This is a genomic window from Methanomassiliicoccales archaeon (assembly GCA_038740345.1).
Lineage (GTDB): Archaea > Thermoplasmatota > Thermoplasmata > Methanomassiliicoccales > UBA472 > JAJRAN01.
Genome location: JAVYMA010000016.1, coordinates 23956 through 39228, shown reverse-complemented (window position 1 = coordinate 39228; position 15273 = coordinate 23956). Strand labels below are relative to the sequence as shown.

Sequence of the window (15273 nt, the reverse complement as noted above, 5' to 3'; positions counted from 1 at the left end):
ATGAAATCGATGGCGAACGTGTGGAAAATTTCCCTGCTTCATTATCACGCCTCCAAAGAGCTAAGCCTATTTACCAGGATATGGAAGGTTGGGATGAGTGGGGACCTGGTGATGCTGCAGATTATGCGAAAAAGGGATATGATTCATTGCCCGAGAATATGCGCGCCTACCTTGAATTCATAAGTAAAAACGTAGGTGTGCCAATTCGAATAATCAGCCTGGGGAAGGAAAGGAACGAAACCATAGATTTACGCTGTCGAAAAACAACAAGGCACGCATCCTTCTACTAGTTCCTTGGGAGTTGCAAAAATTAAGCTAATCGTCTAACTTGGCGCGGTCAAATCCTTCTTTCCCTAAAGGTTTGGTGGCATCGATTCCTAATTTAGATGTAGTGATTTCCGCCGATGGATCCAGCGAGGAACCGGCAGCGTTATTGACCACTAATAGGGAGCGATGGGCTTGAAATCGGGTGGCTACCGCCCATTCCACTTGCCTGTCATCAAATATGTCTATATCTTCATCGACCACCGTTACCATCTTCATAGAGGAATGACCAGCAAAGGCCGCCATAATGGCATTGATACCATCTCCTTCTTTATTTTTGGTAATGGATACGACTCCATGTAACCAGCAGCAACCTCCCTCCGTAAGTCGAACTCCATGAACCCTTGGCACGACTTGGCTCACAGTTCGATGTATTATGGGCTCTCGAGGAAGGCCCATGAGTAGATAATGTTCCAGCCCACCAGGAAGGATGACATGGAAAATCGGGTCACGACGACAATACATTCTTTCCACCTCAAAGATTGGCTGCTGGCGAACGTCATCATACGTTCCAGTAATATCCACGAACGGCCCTTCTTCTACCAGCTCTGCAGTGAGCCTCCCCTCGAACACATATTCCGAGTTAGCGGGTACGGTCAGACCGGATTCCAAATCCGATACCTCCAATGGCTTGCCTGAGCATTCATAACTCAACGCAGACGCTATTTCCATCTCATCCTGATGATAATCTGTTGAAGTGGCGGCGGCGAGCAAGACTGCTGCTCCCAATCCCACGCAGAAGGCTACAGGCAAATCCTTTCCCTTTGCGAGGGAGGCTTTGTACATAGTAAATAAATGCCTAGGGACCAAGCGGACAGCAAACCTATTTTTATCCAGCAGCATGAGCCTGTGGAAGGATAGATTTCGCTTACCCTCAAACTCAGCTACCGCCACCCCCGCGGTAACATATCTTCCACCATCTTTAGGGAAGAATTTGGGGATGGGAAGCTTGGTAAGGTCAAATTCCTCGAAGACGCGATCCCTGAATTCTGGCCCTTGGACCTGAATCGGTTTTCTGGGATTGGCATTGGCACGAAGCATTTTAGACATTAGTTCGCTCGCCTCTATACCTAAGGCAGAGGCGATTGCTCCCCTTGTAGAGTAAAGGTTGCCTACAGCTTTGCGGCCATTAAGCTTTCGAAAAAAGACCGGGCGATGCTGGTTCTGCATGAGTATCTTCGTAGCCTCTAAATCCACAGATATTGGCTCATTAACATTCAATACATCTTTGGCGCTAGAAATGAGGGCACGAAGGGACATGAAAACCTCATGCATAATGTCCGTTATAAATCACTCGGCTGGATGATTCCTCATGTCGATTATAATAATTGTAAGATGAGATTAGCGAGACCTCCCAATGAAAATGCTAATAACATAGATGAGAAGGTGACGGTGAGCGCCCCTTTTAAACCGAACTCCCTTGACATCGCCGCCAGTGCCGAAAGGCATGGCATATAAGTCGCCATTACCAGGGCAAAGACAAATAGCTGCGCGGATGTCATAACAGCAGAGAGGTCCGCCGTTCCGAACAGAATGACCAAGAATTGCAAGGCCATCTCCTTCCTAAGGATGCCAAAAAACAAGGCCACTATGGTAACCGCAGGAAGGCCGAGAAAGCCTTCAGTGAATATAGCTAACGGTTCCACCATGGCTTGCAGGATGCCGAAAGACATAAGAATTTCAAGAATTAGACTCCCTACCAGCAAGATAGGAAAAGCTATGAGGAAAAAGTCTTTGGACCTTATCCATGTTTTCCATAGCACGTTTTTAGGACGCGGGAGCCTTAAATCAGGAATTTCCATCGCTAGGCTAGTAGGCTCGAACTTAAGGACCTTATGTAGCAGCCGACCAAGCATTAACAGCAGGGAAACAAGGATTAGATATATCGCCAAAGCGTAGAGTAGGCCAGCAAAATTACCTACCGTGCCTAGGATGACCGCAGTCTGGGCTGAGCAAGGTACTGCGATCACTATTATAACTGCAATGATTAGACGCTCCCTGCGCGATTCCATCACTCTGGTGGAAAGTATGGCTGGAACATTGCACCCTAGCCCTACTATCATAGGTATTATCGCCTTGCCATGCAGGCCAAGGCGATGCATTACACCATCCAACAGAACCACCATGCGGGGAAGGTAACCAGTGTCTTCAAGTATGCCAAGTAATAGATAGAAAACGATGATATAGGGAATAACGATGGCTAAGATTGCCTGCAATGAAAGGTCTAAGCCATTAGCCAAAGCCTGGCCCAATGAACCCCCTATCAATTCAGCCATACGGGCGAAGAAGTCTCCCATTATCAAGGCATAGGCATCCAGCAATAACCCTTCCAGGTAACCGCCAAGGAAGACTATGGTCAGAAATATGGCGCCTAGAACTCCCATCAATATGGGTATTCCAGTTTTGGCACGAAGGGTGGCATCGGAAATACGCTCAGAGGGGCGACGTTGGGGAATATTCCTCGAAATTACCTCTCGAGCTATTCTCCCTGCCTCTCCGTAGCGATCCCTATTGATATGAACTTCGATATCCTCCTCATAATCTTCTTTGAATCTTCTCCTGGCCTCCTCGACTTTAGCTTTGAAATCTTCTGTGAATTGATCGGTAAAGAATGGATTGCCTTCTAGAAGTTTTATCAGCGCCCCCCTTTTTGGGAATTTGCCAAGCCAACTCTCATCGCTTCCACCCAGTTCTTGCAGGATGCTCTCGATTCGAGGATCATATTTCACTTTAAAATCAGAGGGTCGCAGGTCTGCGGAAACCAGCACTTCAACCAGTTCTTCCACGCCTTCCCCCGTTATTGCCACCGTTGGCACAACAGGCACGCGAAGAATCGATTCCAGTTTATCGATATTCAATGAATAGCGACGCCTTGCTATGTCCATTTGATTTAGCGCCACTACCGTCTTGAACCCTAACTCCAATATCTGAAATATGAGAACTAAGGATTGCTCCAGACGATTGGCATCGGCCACGACAAGCACGCAATCCAAATGCCTTTCAGCAAGCAACTTGGTCGCAACTATCTCATCCTCAGAAATTCCAGTTAGCGAGTAAGTTCCTGGCAGATCGTGGAAATTGAGCCTGACTCCATGCCGTATCACAGACCCTTCCTGATATTCTACGGTAGTACCAGGATAGTTCGAGGAAATGGCCCCTATGCCCGTCAGCTTGGTGAAGAGAGCGGACTTGCCCGCATTAGGCTGTCCGATCAGACCTATCTCCATTACATCACCCTTGAGAAACCAAGGATCCACTTCCTTTAGTTCCTCTCCTCCTTCTTCTTCCCCCAGGATGCTCCCTCTCTACCAAAACCACATCAGCATAATCTCTAGCTAAGGCTATCTGGTTGTCATCAATGCGGATGATGATAGGGCCTCCCATGGGGAGTTTCTCCTCCAGTGAGATCCTTCTTCCAGGTACGAAACCCATAGATATTAGCCTCCGGATCATCGATGGCTTCTCGCACCTGAGATGTGTTATCTCGCCCTCCTCACCTTCTTTAAGTATACTCAACGGGACTGAGCAGCAGGAATGGCAATGAGAGCACTCCTCATCCTGGCATTCAGGAATAGGGTCGCCATCTGGACAGAAGCGAGGGTTGTTCGTGAGCTGGCAGATGCGCCTCTCAGACTCCTCTGAGATCGAATGCTCGAGGCGACAAGCCTCTGCATGGGCTTCCTCCTTCTTGGCTCCCAAGACATCAGCAAGAAATCGTTCCAGCAATCGATGCCTTCGCTTCATCCTCCTTCCTATACGCCTGCCTTCCTCGGTTAGGGTGGCTCCCTTGTATTTCTCGTAAGATACATAACCCTCAGAGGCCAGACGCTGAACCATCTCCGTGACACTCGCTGGGGAGAGAGACATTTTGGAAGCAATGTCATTGGTCTTTGCTGTGCCCCCTTTTTCCGTGAGCTCGTAGATGGTCTCCAAATATTCTTCTACTATTTCGCTAGGCATCGCTGTCTGCGATGAGGGGCACTCTATTTAAATCCTTTTAGGGTAACCTAAATCAAATAGAAGCTTAAAGGTCACGGAAAGGCACCATGTCGCAGCAGGTACACGCATGACACATCGTCCTGAAAGTTAATGTGGTCAGATCATGCTTCTCGAGAATTCTTTTGTGCTCCTGAGCTAACCTGAGAAGTCTGTCGGCATCAAGCGGAGGCAAGGGGCCCAGAGCCTCCTCGAGTGCTTTTCGATTCAGTTCATTAATTCGCAGAGGGCGAATTGTGGCTACAACGCCAAGTCGAGCCAATTCCTCCACACCCTCCAATACGCTCTCATCGCTCTCCCCAAGGCCAACCAGCAAATTGGAGCATACCTTCCCCCTGCCGAAGACCTTCACGGCATGTTTTAATGCCGTTAGTATCCATTCATGATCGAGCTCACCACAGACCTTTTGGAATATTTGAGGGTCCCAGGTCTCGATATTGAGTTTGATTTCGTCAGCACCAGCTTCTTTAAGTCTTTCAATATCCTGCAGATCGTCAACATACGGTTCGACACCAATGGGAATAGAAGGACCGAGTGCTCTCCTCACTTCTCGAACAATATATACCATCTTATCTATGGTGGTCTTCGCATCCTTAACCACAGCACTTGTAATCGCCACGGCTTTGAAATCAGGTCTCTGGGACGACTCGATAATCATCTTAACGATTTTCTCAGGGGTCAGGTTCTTAGTCACCTTCCGTTCTAATCGTCTGGAGGTGCAGAATTTACAGTCATAGATACATTCAGTTTCCACATTGAAGAAAGCCTGTTCTGGTGAGTGGAAGAGCACAGGTTGCACCTCGACTTTCTCAAGAAACGGCCTGCCTTCATGGAAGAGGGTATAGCCAGCGCCAGTCTCAATCAATTCGAAATCCCCACCCTCCAGGACTAAGCTCTTCTTCACCCTATGAAGATCGAATCGAAGCACTATTCCAACTGTCCCCGCACCTGGTCCTGCAGTGGATCTGCTAAGCCTTACCTGCAATCTTATATTTGGTGCTACACGCACAGCTCCTTTGGTAAGCAATAACGCTTTCTTTCTAGCTAGATCTCCTACGCCCTCTTCCATTTGGTCCCCTCAGCTGTATCTTCCAATATGAACCCTAAGGACCCTAACCTTTCGCGTAGCAGATCGGCCAAGTCATACAACTTACGCTGCCGCAATTCCTTGCGTAACTCTATGAGGACCTGCATTAATCTTTCAACTTCATCTCCGCTTACTTGAGGACTTGAAGGCAATATCCCTAGCACCTGGTCGACTTCCTCCAGAAATGATACTGCTTGACTAGCCCCTTCCTTGCTCATCTTTTCCTCAGACATTAGGCGGTTTGCTTCCCTAGCGAATTCAAATATGGCTGCGATGGCGCCACGCGAATTGAAATCGTCATCCATCTGTTCTATGAATTCCTGACGGGACTTCAGTATTTGCTGTGACATTTCCTCATTTCCTCGCGCCTCCTTCATGGCCCTTTTTAGCTCTGAATAAGTATTATGCAACCTTTTGAGGGATGATGATGCCTCCATCAAGGCTGAATCGCTGTAGTTGAGTGGACCGCGATAATGCGTATTGAGCAAGAAGAATCGAATCTCCTGTCGAGAGTATCTTTCCAAAACCTCGCGAACGGTAAAGAAGTTCTTTTGCGATTTAGCCATTTTTGCATCTTGCACGTTGAGCATGCCATTATGAATCCAGTATTTTGCCAATGGCCTTCCAGTGGCACACTCTGATTGCAATATCTCATTCTCGTGGTGGGGGAATATCAAGTCATTCCCTCCCCCATGTATATCGATGGTATCACCGAAGAGGCTCATGCACATGGCCGAACATTCTATATGCCATCCAGGACGCCCCTTACCCCAGGGAGAGTCCCACGATATCTCTCCTGGCTTTGCCCCCTTCCATAAGGCGAAGTCCAGGGGATTGCGCTTCTCCTCTCCGGGTTCGATGCGAGCTCCGGCTCTCAATTCCTCTGGTCTCATGCCTGAGAGCTTTCCGTATCCTTCGATTCCATCCATGGAAAAGTAAACGCTACCATCTTTTGTGCGATATGCTCTACCTTTCTCCTCTAGTTTCCTCACCATGTCGATTATCTGCGGAATGTACTCACTCGCTTTCGGATACATATCCGCCCTTTGCACGCCTAGCGCGTCAGCTTCCCTAAAATAGCGCTCTATATACATGGCGCTAAGCGCCAAAGGAGGCATTCCTCGCTCTCTTGCTCGATTTATAATCTTATCATCCACATCCGTGAAATTGGTGGCATGGGTCACTTTATAACCCTTATAGCGGAGGTAGCGCGCAATCATATCGAACACTATCATGCTCCGCGCATGGCCCATGTGGATATCATCATAGACCGTGACGCCGCAAACATACATGGAAACTTTGCCCTCGTGAAGTGGTACGAACTCTTCCTTGCGCTTGGTCAAGGTATTATAAATTCTTAAGGACAAATCTATACCTCGCACCGTCAACAGGCATCCGGTTATTTTATCTCTGCTTTACCAAGTTTCTCTTCTAATTCCCTGATTCGCCTCTCTAATTCTACTAGATGATTGCTTAGATCAGAGAAGGCATCAAGCAGAGGGTCTGGAAGCTGATCGTGGCGCAAATCTACCTTCACCGGCTGTCCATCCCTACGGACTACTTTCCCTGGTACCCCTACCACTGTGGAGTTGGGCGGGACATCCTTTATAACCACGCTTCCAGCCCCTATGCGTGTATTATCTCCGATATGAATGTCGCCTAATATTACGGCATGAGCTCCGATAACCACGTTGTTTCCAATCGTAGGATGTCTCTTCTTACCTCTTTCAGCGCTTACTCCACCCAGGGTTACTCCTTGGAATATGGAGACGTTGTCTCCTATTACAGCCGTCTCCCCTATAACCACACCCGTGGCATGATCGATGAAAAAACCTTTACCTATGGTTGCTCCGGGATGAATATCAGCGCCGGTCAAGAAACGAGCGAAATAATTGATCATCCTAGCGATCATAAAATTGCCCTTTTTGTAAGCCTGGTGTGAGAGTCGATGTAGAAGTATAGCATGGAGGCCAGGGCTAAAGAAAAGTGCTTCCTTATAACTTCGGGTGGCTGGATCCCTCTCAAGTACGATTTCGACATCCCTTTTCCAGCTATTCCGAATGTTCATGATTTTACTCTTGGAAAAGGTCCGTGCTCAAATATCTTTCTCCGCTATCTGGAAGCAGGACTACTATCTTTTTAGCACAGGTTACATCTCTGGCCATCTCGAATGCCGCGTGAAGCGCGGCTCCTGAGGATATCCCGGCCAAAATACCTTCCCTCAAGGCTAGCTGTCTTGCTGCTTCCTTAGCTTGTTCGTCCGTTACGGTTAAAATTTTATCAATTACATCTAGATCCAATACCCTAGGAATGAAGCCAGCTCCTATGCCTTGAATGCCATGGAATCCCGCTTTGCCTTCTGATATGACAGGAGATTTGGCTGGTTCCACTCCTATAACCATCACGTCTTTGCGATGCTGCTTTAACCTTCTGCCCACTCCACTTATGGTTCCCCCTGTTCCTATCCCTGCCACAAACATATCCAACTCTGGAAGTTCCCTAATTATCTCCTCAGCTGTAGCCAAATGAGCTCCGGGATTTGCGGGGTTCTCGAATTGCATAGGCATAAAAGCATTCCTTTCACTCTGGCAAAGCTCATGGGCGCGTTTTATCGCTCCTTGCATGCCTTCCTCTGCTGGAGTCAGGACCAATTCAGCTCCTAGAGCTCTAAGGAGCCTTTTTCTTTCTGAGCTCATACTCTCAGGCATGGTCAGTATTAGTCGATAGCCTTTAACAGCGCATACCATGGCTAGGCCAATTCCTGTATTCCCTGATGTAGGCTCAATCACACACATACCAGGCCTCAATCTTCCAGATCTCTCGGCCTCCTCGATCATGGCCAGGGCTATCCTATCCTTCACGGAATGCATGGGATTGAAACTCTCCAATTTGCAATAGATCTCCGCGCGAGTTCGGGGGGGTAGCTTCCTCAGCTTCACCATGGGAGTTTGTCCTATGGTGCCAAGGATGCTGTCATGAATGATGTCAACACCTCCTACTTTGATAATTTATAAACCCTAACCGTTACAGCGTACTTAGGCCTTCAAGCTTCTGCTTGAGTTTCAATCCTTTATTGATTATCCATCGAATACTTAATCTTCCCATCCTTCACTATCTTTCCAGGATCGATTCTTCCCAGTCGATTAAAGATGTATGCTGAACGCCAATTATTTTCAATTGATATCAAGCTAAAATGAAATCGATTCACTAAGAGTTAGTCGATTATATTTATCAATCGTATTGCCATCGCATGCATTTCCTTATCATCGCATTAATTGAAAGGAAGGTTGATATGAAGGATTGTAAAGGGGATGACACTCCTCAGAGAATTAAGTTCACCAAGCTTGCAAGAAATGACAACTAATTTTATAATGGAGTAGCTGGCTTTATCTTATCATGAGCAAGAAGGATGAGGCAGAGAAAGCGGTGGAAGAATTGAACAAAAAGATGTGCGGTTACACTCCTGGTACATTGCACCATATAAAAGAGCATAATCCAGATTTGGCCGTCTTAATCAGGGACATGGATCAAATCATGGTAAATGATGGAGCCCTTGACCGGAAGACCAAGCGCTTAATAGCGTTGGCCTGTGTGGCCGTTCGTATGTGCGAAGATTGTATATATCCACAAGCCAAGGTAGCAAAGAACTACGGGGCAACGAAAGAGGAGATTGTGGAAGCTTTACAAGTGGCTGTACTGACTGGAGGAGTTCCCACCTGGTCCGTTGCCAAGAAGGGGCTAACACAGCTATTCGAGGAATGGGACCAAGAGCTGATAGAAGAAAAGCCGAAGAAGACACGTTCGCGCAAAAAGTAGCTTGGAATGCTCACTTCCATAGAAGTAAAGCAAGCGGCATCCCGCCTCGGCTTCAGCGTTGTTGGGATTACCGATGCTCAGCCTTTCCATCATCATATCGAAGCACTGCGAAGGAGGAACGATGAGGACATTCTGCTAATGTCAACCCTTGATTTTGAAATTGATATTGAGAGCATTTACAAGGCTTCCTTTCCTACTGAGCTCTTGAGCGAAGCTAAATCGATCATCTCTCTATCTTTAGGCTATCTGATAGAAGAAGAGTTATCGAATGGAGATGGAACACCGCGTGGTAGGCTTGCGCGAGTGCATTGGTGGGATTGCCTAGGAGAGTTAGAAAGGCGGCGGACTCAGCTTATACAATGGCTGGAACAAAAGGGAGTTAGATGCGTTGTTTCTCCTGGTTCACCTGAGAAAGCAATTGCTTCGAGAGCAGGTCTTGGTTCTTATGGAAAGAATTCAAACATACAAACATTGGAGGATGGCAGTTGGAACGCTCTTGGTTCAATCATTACTGATGCCCCCTTGGAGCCGGATGAGCCCATGGCGCCCCGTTGTGGCTCATGCCGTCGATGTATCGGCTTTTGCCCCACCAAGGCCATTATTGAACCATATGTCGTGGATACAAAACGCTGCCTTAGCCATCTTCTACTCTCTCCTCGACCCATACCACTGGAATTCCGGGATAAAGTTGGGGATAGATTGACTGGTTGCGATGCGTGTCAGGAAATATGTCCTAGGAATTGGTATGTCGTTCCCAGGGCTGCCGAAGGGCTGCCGGGACGCTCGCCCAGCTCTATTTCAATACAAAGCATTCTGGATAATGAGATTTGGATTTCGAAGATTATCGCGAAAGAACACACGCCTCTGGCGCCACAGCTGCACCGCAATGCGATGGTGATATTGGGCAATTCGACATCTGAGGAGGCAATAAGCATTTTAGTCAGGTCTTTAGGCCACCCAGAATCTCAAGTCCGCTCTCACGCTGCATGGTCGCTGGGAAAGCATGGGGGGAACATAGCCAGAAAAGCTTTAGAAGAAGCTATGGCCAAAGAAAAGGACGAGAAAGTAATGGAAGAAATGATCTCAGCTCTAGAACGGGGATGGCCCTAGGCATAGCCTGGCTCTAGACTACAGAATCTTGGTCTTCCTTGCTTTTTAATGTGCCCGTCTTGGTCGTAGCCATATACCTGATAATAGAACATCCACCAATGATTCAGGTCCAGCATTTTCAGTCGTGCGCGACTAGCATGCCTTTCAGGAACTAGTACCACGAGTCTTTTCGTGTTGCCTGCCAGTATCTTGCGATACTCTTTCATTCTCTCTGGCCGATCCCAGCTTGTTGAGGTCTCAATGAATTCCTCTCCTATAGGATGACCTTCCCATAGAATGGAGATGTGAAGTCTTCCCTCCTCTCTTTCTTGAAGTACAATATGTGCACCTGGATAATGAGCTTGGACCTCTTCTTCTATCATTTCCATTCGCTTGTGTGCCACATATCTCAAAAGCTCTTGCCCCTGCACACACTCCTTAGTCTCATATTTGAACTTAAGTTCTTTCATCAAACGATATTCATAGTACAAAAAAATGCGAAGGGGATGGAGCCGGGACCGCGATTTGAACACGGGTATACGGATCTGCAGTCCGCCACATGGCCACTCTGTCATCCCGGCGCGCTCTGCAAGAACAAATACTTGGTATTTCTATTTTTCTTGGAACCCCACCAACGCCAGTTCTAAAATCCGAGGAGAAAGGATTTAGAAGGGAAATCTTCTTGGTCTTTCCATGCTGCCTGATCATTGTAAGGACGTCTCGGTTCGCGATGTCAATTTCAAGCTGACACTTGAAAACATATTAGACCACGCTCGAGGAAAGAAAGCGTATACGAGAACTGAATACATGATCCTGCGCCATGGTGAAGAGAATGCCATAATCAGGGTGCATAAGAAAGTCGGCAAGGAGTTATTTCGCATTATTGAGAACATAGAAGTGATAGCTCTTCCAGAGCAGGTGATTATGATTAAGGATGAATCAGTTGATGTCCTAGATCTATCACAAATGTCTCAATTAGCAGAACGGCATTCAGGCAAGTTCGTGATTGTGCAGGGTCTTTTCAATCACGTTTCATTCATAGGGCCTGATGATAGGAAAGAGGTCTTCGTTTTCGACGTGGTTCCTCCAAATCCTCCGAAATTATTTGTTCTGGTGCAAAAGGCCCTATCTGCTGGCCTCGTCAACCTTCCATTGATACCCCGCCAAGAGACATTGGACTTGAACGAGCTTTGTCATACAGTTACCGGTGATATAATGTTCCCTTGTAAAGCCTCAGGAGTGAAAGAGAACAGGGATACAATCTATCTAGATGAAACACCAGAATTGGAAGGTGAAGTGACATTGATAGGTTGCGATCTATCGCGACGGATATTTAAGAGCATTTATAGTCGCAGCCCAGCTGGCTTCATAGACATGTGCCCTCAATACTTAGCCCCAAGAGATGGTAAGAAGAGGATCCTCAAATGTTGTCGCATAAGAGAAGGGTTTGAATTGCATGACAATCTAGCTATAGTCCCATGGGGGGCTACGGTTAAGGAGATAGCTGATGCGTTAAACGCCTTGTTCAAGGATTAGCGACGGTCAAGGTCATAGTTTTCTAGCTTGTGCGAAGGCAATATATCCTCCCTTCTTATCTCCAATTTTGAATAATATTTCTCCTTTTAAATATAAAGCATCACGATCTTTTGAGTTGAGTTTAAGATAATCATCCAAAATACGCAGCGCTTGAGAATGCTCTCCCCTCAGATACAATAGACGAGCTTTTTCCACAATGCTCCTTTCCATATCTAATAGAGTCTCCATCGTAGCCTGTGCCTCTTTCATCACGACCTCTATGGCAGCTTGACTTAGCCAGGGATATCTATGAGCGAGCCTAACCTTGAACTGCTCAGCCTCTTTTTCTCTCAATTCCGAAGTGTTCGACCTGAATATGCTCCGAGGTACAGGTATCAATATGCTACCGTGCCTCACCTCGATGAAATTTGGGTTGCCTTTACTTCCAATCTCTGTGTGCACGCCAATTCGATGTCAAGAATGTAATATAAATAATATGATATGATGAAAAACCGAAATAAGAAGTGCGTCTTCCGAGTTAGAATTCCATCGAGAAAGGTTAATCATCTTTCGGGGCTTAAGGAACATCATGGACCGCATCGCTTTAAGTCCATACAATCCTCGGCTGGATTTGGGTGAAATAGTCGTCTATGACTCCACCTTACGAGATGGAGAGCAGATGCCAGGCATAGCCTTTAGTCTAGAGCAGAAGGTAGCCATCGCGCGTAAACTTGATGAGGTGGGTGTCCCCCAAATCGAGGCTGGTTTTCCAGCCGTTTCTGAGGGAGAGAAGCGAAGTATACGTGCCATATGTAAGTTGGGCTTGGAATCGCAGATATTGGCCCTTTCCAGGGTCATCAAGAGTGATATAGATGCAGCTGTGGATGCAGGGGTGGACATAGTTCTGCTTTTCGTAGGCACGTCAGACATTCATCTAAGATATAAATTCAACAAGCCTCGTGAGTATGTGCTGGAGAAGGTTTCTGAAGCGCTAGATTATTGCCGCTCTAGGGGGGTGAAGGCGGCTCTCAGCTGTGAGGACTCGACCAGAACTGACCTCCAATTCTTGTTTAAGGTGTATGATGTTGCAGAGAAATCTGGCGCGATTAGGCTTGGAATTACCGATACAGTTGGATGCGCCTCTCCCGAAGCAATTGAGATGATGGTTCGAGAAGTTAAGAAACGTTATAAGACACCAATCTCAATTCATCTCCACAATGATTATGGATTAGCTCTGGCCAACGCCATCTCTGGGGTCAAAGCAGGAGCGGTTGCAGTTGCTACCACGGTGAATGGAATTGGAGAAAGAGCTGGCAATGTCCCACTTGAGGAGTTCGTGGCGGCCATGAAATTTGTGTATGGAAAGGACTTGGGTATTGATACCTCTCGTCTTAAAGAACTTTGCGAGATGGTGGCCACCTATTCCAAGGTACCTCTAAGCCGCAATCATCCGCTCGTGGGTGATAATGTCTTCGCGCATGAATCGGGAATTCATGTTGCTGCGGTCCTCTCCTGCCCTCTTACCTACGAATCGATACCGCCTGAAATGGTGGGCAATAGACGTCAATTACTGCTCGGAAAGCATTCGGGAAGCCATTATATCCGCAAGCGCCTAGAGGATCTGGGATATTCTGCTACCGAGGAACAGGTATTGGCAATTCTAGCTAAAGTGAAAGCTCTGGGAGAGGTCAAAGGACGCGTAAGTGACGCTGATTTCGAAGATCTAGTGAAAGAAGTACTGCATCCAGAGGAGCATTTCAAAGCCTGATTTGTCGGCCGCACTCATCTCTCCTATATTTTCCGAATTCGAGTGAATTGAGTAGTGTCTTTCCATCGAAAACAGGACCCTCCGCGCAAACCCTCAGGCCGTCTAATGCACAAGAGCCACATAGACCGACCCCGCACTTCATATAGCGCTCCAGGGAGAGTTGACACGGAATCCCTTTTTCCTCACATAACCGGAGTAACGCAACCAGCATCTTCTCTGGTCCGCAACCCATTACGGCATCATAATCGATTTTAGACAAGTGCGCCGCGGCCAAGTCAACTACGGTACCCTTATAGCCAACGCTTCCATCATCAGTTGAGACCTCCACCCTATGGGAGGAATTGCGCGCCCTTTCCACAAAAATCAGCTCAGACGCCGTCCTAGCGCCGATCAAGATATCCACTTTCTCCGCATCGCCTATGAAATCCGCTACTGTCATTAAAGATGCCATACCGCTTCCACCCCCCACCAGCAATACTTTGCCGAAGGGGATCTGGAAGCCTTTTCCATAAGGTCCTCTAATCCCAATAATATCTCCCGCTCTAAGGGAGCAGAGCGCCTTTGTGGTTCTCCCCACTTCCTTAATCGTTATGCCTTTCTCACCATATATGTAAGAAGCGGACATGGGTATTTCCTCTTCCCCCGGTAGCCAGACCATTAAAAATTGACCAGGGGCGATAGAACCATTCCATGCGAAACGTAGTGTGGTTATTCCTTCCGCTTCGCGCGTGACTCTTAAAACCTTTACCATGGTTTGCTTATTCATGGGCGATCCCCACTATCTCATCTACTGCTTTGAAGCCATTATCGCGCAAGAATATCTCAAGACCGGAAACCACTTTACGAAAAATCTCCTTTCCTTGGCGTCCGACTGCACTGCCTATTTGGACTGCAGAAGCACCAGCCATCATATACTCTACCACATCCCTCCAATTCATAGCTCCACCAACACCAATGACCGGAATTTGGAGGTTAGCATATAGTTCGTATACGCACCTTACTCCTATTGGTTTAATTGCTGGGCCAGACAGCCCCCCTGTTCTATTACTTAAAACAGGTCTTCTCGCCTCGATGTTGATGCACATAGCTTTAACGGTATTGATGGCCACCACTGCATCTCCCTTTGCATCCTCTACCGCCTTTGCCACTTCCAGCAAAAGATGCGTGTTAGGTGTTAGCTTGGCGAAGACCGGTATATTGACTGCGGACTTTACTTCCTCCACGATTAATCTGACCTGCTCAGGTTCCACCCCCACTTCCATACCATAGCCTTTAGCATGAGGGCAGCTTAGATTGAGCTCGATGGCTGAAGCGCCATAGGATTGCATATGGCGGGCAAGTTCAGAAAATTCTTTTGGACCTGAGCCGAATATGCTGCCTATGATCGGCACGGGACAATCTTTGGCCATTTTCATCTCTTTTGCAAAAGCCTTGATCCCAGGATTGGGCAAACCCATGGCGTTGAGGTAACCATACTCCATTTCTACAATAGTGGGATTATCGTAACCTTTCCTTGCCTCAATGCCAATCGATTTAGTTACCACTGCTCCAGCTCCGCAACTAGCCATTTCCAACAAGGATTTGCCCGTCTCATCCATTATCCCAGATGCTAGGATTGTCGGATTGGGGAGCTCGAGACCGGCTAACTTGACATTGACCGCACTCATCTTCTCGTAGC

16 protein-coding genes and 1 tRNA gene are annotated in these 15273 nt (G+C 47.3%); 5 read left to right on the top strand and 12 right to left on the bottom strand.

All coding sequences use genetic code 11. The features are described 5' to 3' along the window. The coding region (locus QW520_06505; protein MEM0449454.1) for an adenylosuccinate synthetase at nt 1-290 on the top strand (290 nt) is incomplete at its 5' end. A 25-nt stretch (nt 291-315) separates the two neighbouring features. Here the strand turns inward: QW520_06505 and QW520_06500 are convergent. The 7 genes from QW520_06500 to cysK all read right to left on the bottom strand — a co-directional run bounded on the left by QW520_06500 (nt 316) and on the right by cysK (nt 8364). Then, the gene (locus tag QW520_06500) at nt 316-1584 is read right to left on the bottom strand and encodes a UbiD family decarboxylase (GenBank protein ID MEM0449453.1); all 1269 of its coding nucleotides are present in this window, start codon (nt 1582-1584) and stop codon (nt 316-318) included. Between the two features lie 59 nt (nt 1585-1643). Further along, a complete protein-coding gene (feoB, locus tag QW520_06495; protein ID MEM0449452.1) occupies nt 1644-3581 on the bottom strand; it encodes a ferrous iron transport protein B in 1938 nt (645 codons plus the stop codon). After that, nucleotides 3556-4284, bottom strand: a complete 729-nt coding sequence (locus QW520_06490) for a metal-dependent transcriptional regulator (protein MEM0449451.1) — start codon at nt 4282-4284, stop codon at nt 3556-3558. Before QW520_06490 ends, feoB begins: the two co-directional genes overlap by 26 nt. A 64-nt stretch (nt 4285-4348) precedes the next feature. Further along, a complete protein-coding gene (locus QW520_06485) occupies nt 4349-5389 on the bottom strand; it encodes a radical SAM protein (GenBank protein MEM0449450.1) in 1041 nt (346 codons plus the stop codon). After that, entirely contained in the window at nt 5374-6774 is a 1401-nt protein-coding gene (gene cysS, locus QW520_06480; GenBank protein ID MEM0449449.1) for a cysteine--tRNA ligase, read from the bottom strand. The genes QW520_06485 and cysS overlap by 16 nt, the downstream gene beginning before the upstream one ends. Nucleotides 6775-6806: 32 nt before the next feature. Further along, nucleotides 6807-7475 (bottom strand): serine O-acetyltransferase, encoded by a 669-nt coding sequence (gene cysE / locus QW520_06475; GenBank protein ID MEM0449448.1) that lies wholly within the window; start codon nt 7473-7475, stop codon nt 6807-6809. Nucleotides 7476-7479: 4 nt separating this feature from the next. Continuing rightward, nucleotides 7480-8364, bottom strand: coding sequence for a cysteine synthase A (cysK, locus tag QW520_06470; protein ID MEM0449447.1), 885 nt, complete (start codon nt 8362-8364; stop codon nt 7480-7482). Nucleotides 8365-8803: 439 nt separating this feature from the next. Between cysK and QW520_06465 the strand changes: the two genes are divergently transcribed. Further along, nucleotides 8804-9223, top strand: coding sequence for a carboxymuconolactone decarboxylase family protein (locus QW520_06465; protein MEM0449446.1), 420 nt, complete (start codon nt 8804-8806; stop codon nt 9221-9223). 6 nt (nt 9224-9229) lie between these two features. Continuing rightward, nucleotides 9230-10333 (top strand): 4Fe-4S double cluster binding domain-containing protein, encoded by a 1104-nt coding sequence (locus QW520_06460; GenBank protein MEM0449445.1) that lies wholly within the window; start codon nt 9230-9232, stop codon nt 10331-10333. Here the strand turns inward: QW520_06460 and QW520_06455 are convergent. Continuing rightward, on the bottom strand, nt 10330-10782 hold the full coding sequence (locus tag QW520_06455; GenBank protein MEM0449444.1) for a hypothetical protein: 453 nt from the start codon (nt 10780-10782) through the stop codon (nt 10330-10332). The two genes, QW520_06460 and QW520_06455, sit on opposite strands and share 4 nt — an antisense overlap. 37 nt (nt 10783-10819) lie before the next feature. Next, nucleotides 10820-10893, bottom strand: a tRNA-Cys gene (locus tag QW520_06450). A 112-nt stretch (nt 10894-11005) separates the two neighbouring features. Here QW520_06450 and QW520_06445 point away from each other — a divergent pair. Beyond that, nucleotides 11006-11848 carry a hypothetical protein gene (locus tag QW520_06445; protein MEM0449443.1) on the top strand — a complete coding sequence of 281 codons (843 nt, stop codon included), beginning with the start codon at nt 11006-11008 and terminating at the stop codon, nt 11846-11848. A gap of 12 nt (nt 11849-11860) precedes the next feature. Here the strand turns inward: QW520_06445 and QW520_06440 are convergent, their stop codons facing one another. Next, entirely contained in the window at nt 11861-12289 is a 429-nt protein-coding gene (locus QW520_06440) for a CDC27 family protein (protein MEM0449442.1), read from the bottom strand. A gap of 127 nt (nt 12290-12416) precedes the next feature. On the opposite strand from QW520_06440, the gene QW520_06435 reads away from it, so the two are divergent. After that, nucleotides 12417-13595, top strand: coding sequence for a homocitrate synthase family protein (locus tag QW520_06435; GenBank protein ID MEM0449441.1), 1179 nt, complete (start codon nt 12417-12419; stop codon nt 13593-13595). Here QW520_06435 and QW520_06430 read toward each other — a convergent pair. Together QW520_06430 and QW520_06425 are read right to left on the bottom strand one after the other, a co-directional pair. Further along, nucleotides 13585-14361, bottom strand: a complete 777-nt coding sequence (locus QW520_06430) for a dihydroorotate dehydrogenase electron transfer subunit (GenBank protein MEM0449440.1) — start codon at nt 14359-14361, stop codon at nt 13585-13587. The two genes, QW520_06435 and QW520_06430, sit on opposite strands and share 11 nt — an antisense overlap. Next, nucleotides 14354-15262 carry a dihydroorotate dehydrogenase gene (locus tag QW520_06425; protein ID MEM0449439.1) on the bottom strand — a complete coding sequence of 303 codons (909 nt, stop codon included), beginning with the start codon at nt 15260-15262 and terminating at the stop codon, nt 14354-14356. Before QW520_06425 ends, QW520_06430 begins: the two co-directional genes overlap by 8 nt. Between the last annotated feature and the right edge of the window lie 11 nt (nt 15263-15273).

Coding starts and splice junctions, on each gene's coding strand:
- QW520_06500 (MEM0449453.1), bottom strand. CDS start 1,584: ATGTCCCTTCGTGCCCTCATTTCTAGCGCCAAAGATGTATTGAATGTT.
- QW520_06490 (MEM0449451.1), bottom strand. CDS start 4,284: ATGCCTAGCGAAATAGTAGAAGAATATTTGGAGACCATCTACGAGCTC.
- QW520_06485 (MEM0449450.1), bottom strand. CDS start 5,389: ATGGAAGAGGGCGTAGGAGATCTAGCTAGAAAGAAAGCGTTATTGCTT.
- cysE (MEM0449448.1), bottom strand. CDS start 7,475: ATGAACATTCGGAATAGCTGGAAAAGGGATGTCGAAATCGTACTTGAG.
- QW520_06465 (MEM0449446.1), top strand. CDS start 8,804: ATGAGCAAGAAGGATGAGGCAGAGAAAGCGGTGGAAGAATTGAACAAA.
- QW520_06460 (MEM0449445.1), top strand. CDS start 9,230: ATGCTCACTTCCATAGAAGTAAAGCAAGCGGCATCCCGCCTCGGCTTC.
- QW520_06455 (MEM0449444.1), bottom strand. CDS start 10,782: ATGAAAGAACTTAAGTTCAAATATGAGACTAAGGAGTGTGTGCAGGGG.
- QW520_06445 (MEM0449443.1), top strand. CDS start 11,006: ATGCTGCCTGATCATTGTAAGGACGTCTCGGTTCGCGATGTCAATTTC.
- QW520_06435 (MEM0449441.1), top strand. CDS start 12,417: ATGGACCGCATCGCTTTAAGTCCATACAATCCTCGGCTGGATTTGGGT.
- QW520_06430 (MEM0449440.1), bottom strand. CDS start 14,361: ATGAATAAGCAAACCATGGTAAAGGTTTTAAGAGTCACGCGCGAAGCG.
- QW520_06425 (MEM0449439.1), bottom strand. CDS start 15,262: ATGAGTGCGGTCAATGTCAAGTTAGCCGGTCTCGAGCTCCCCAATCCG.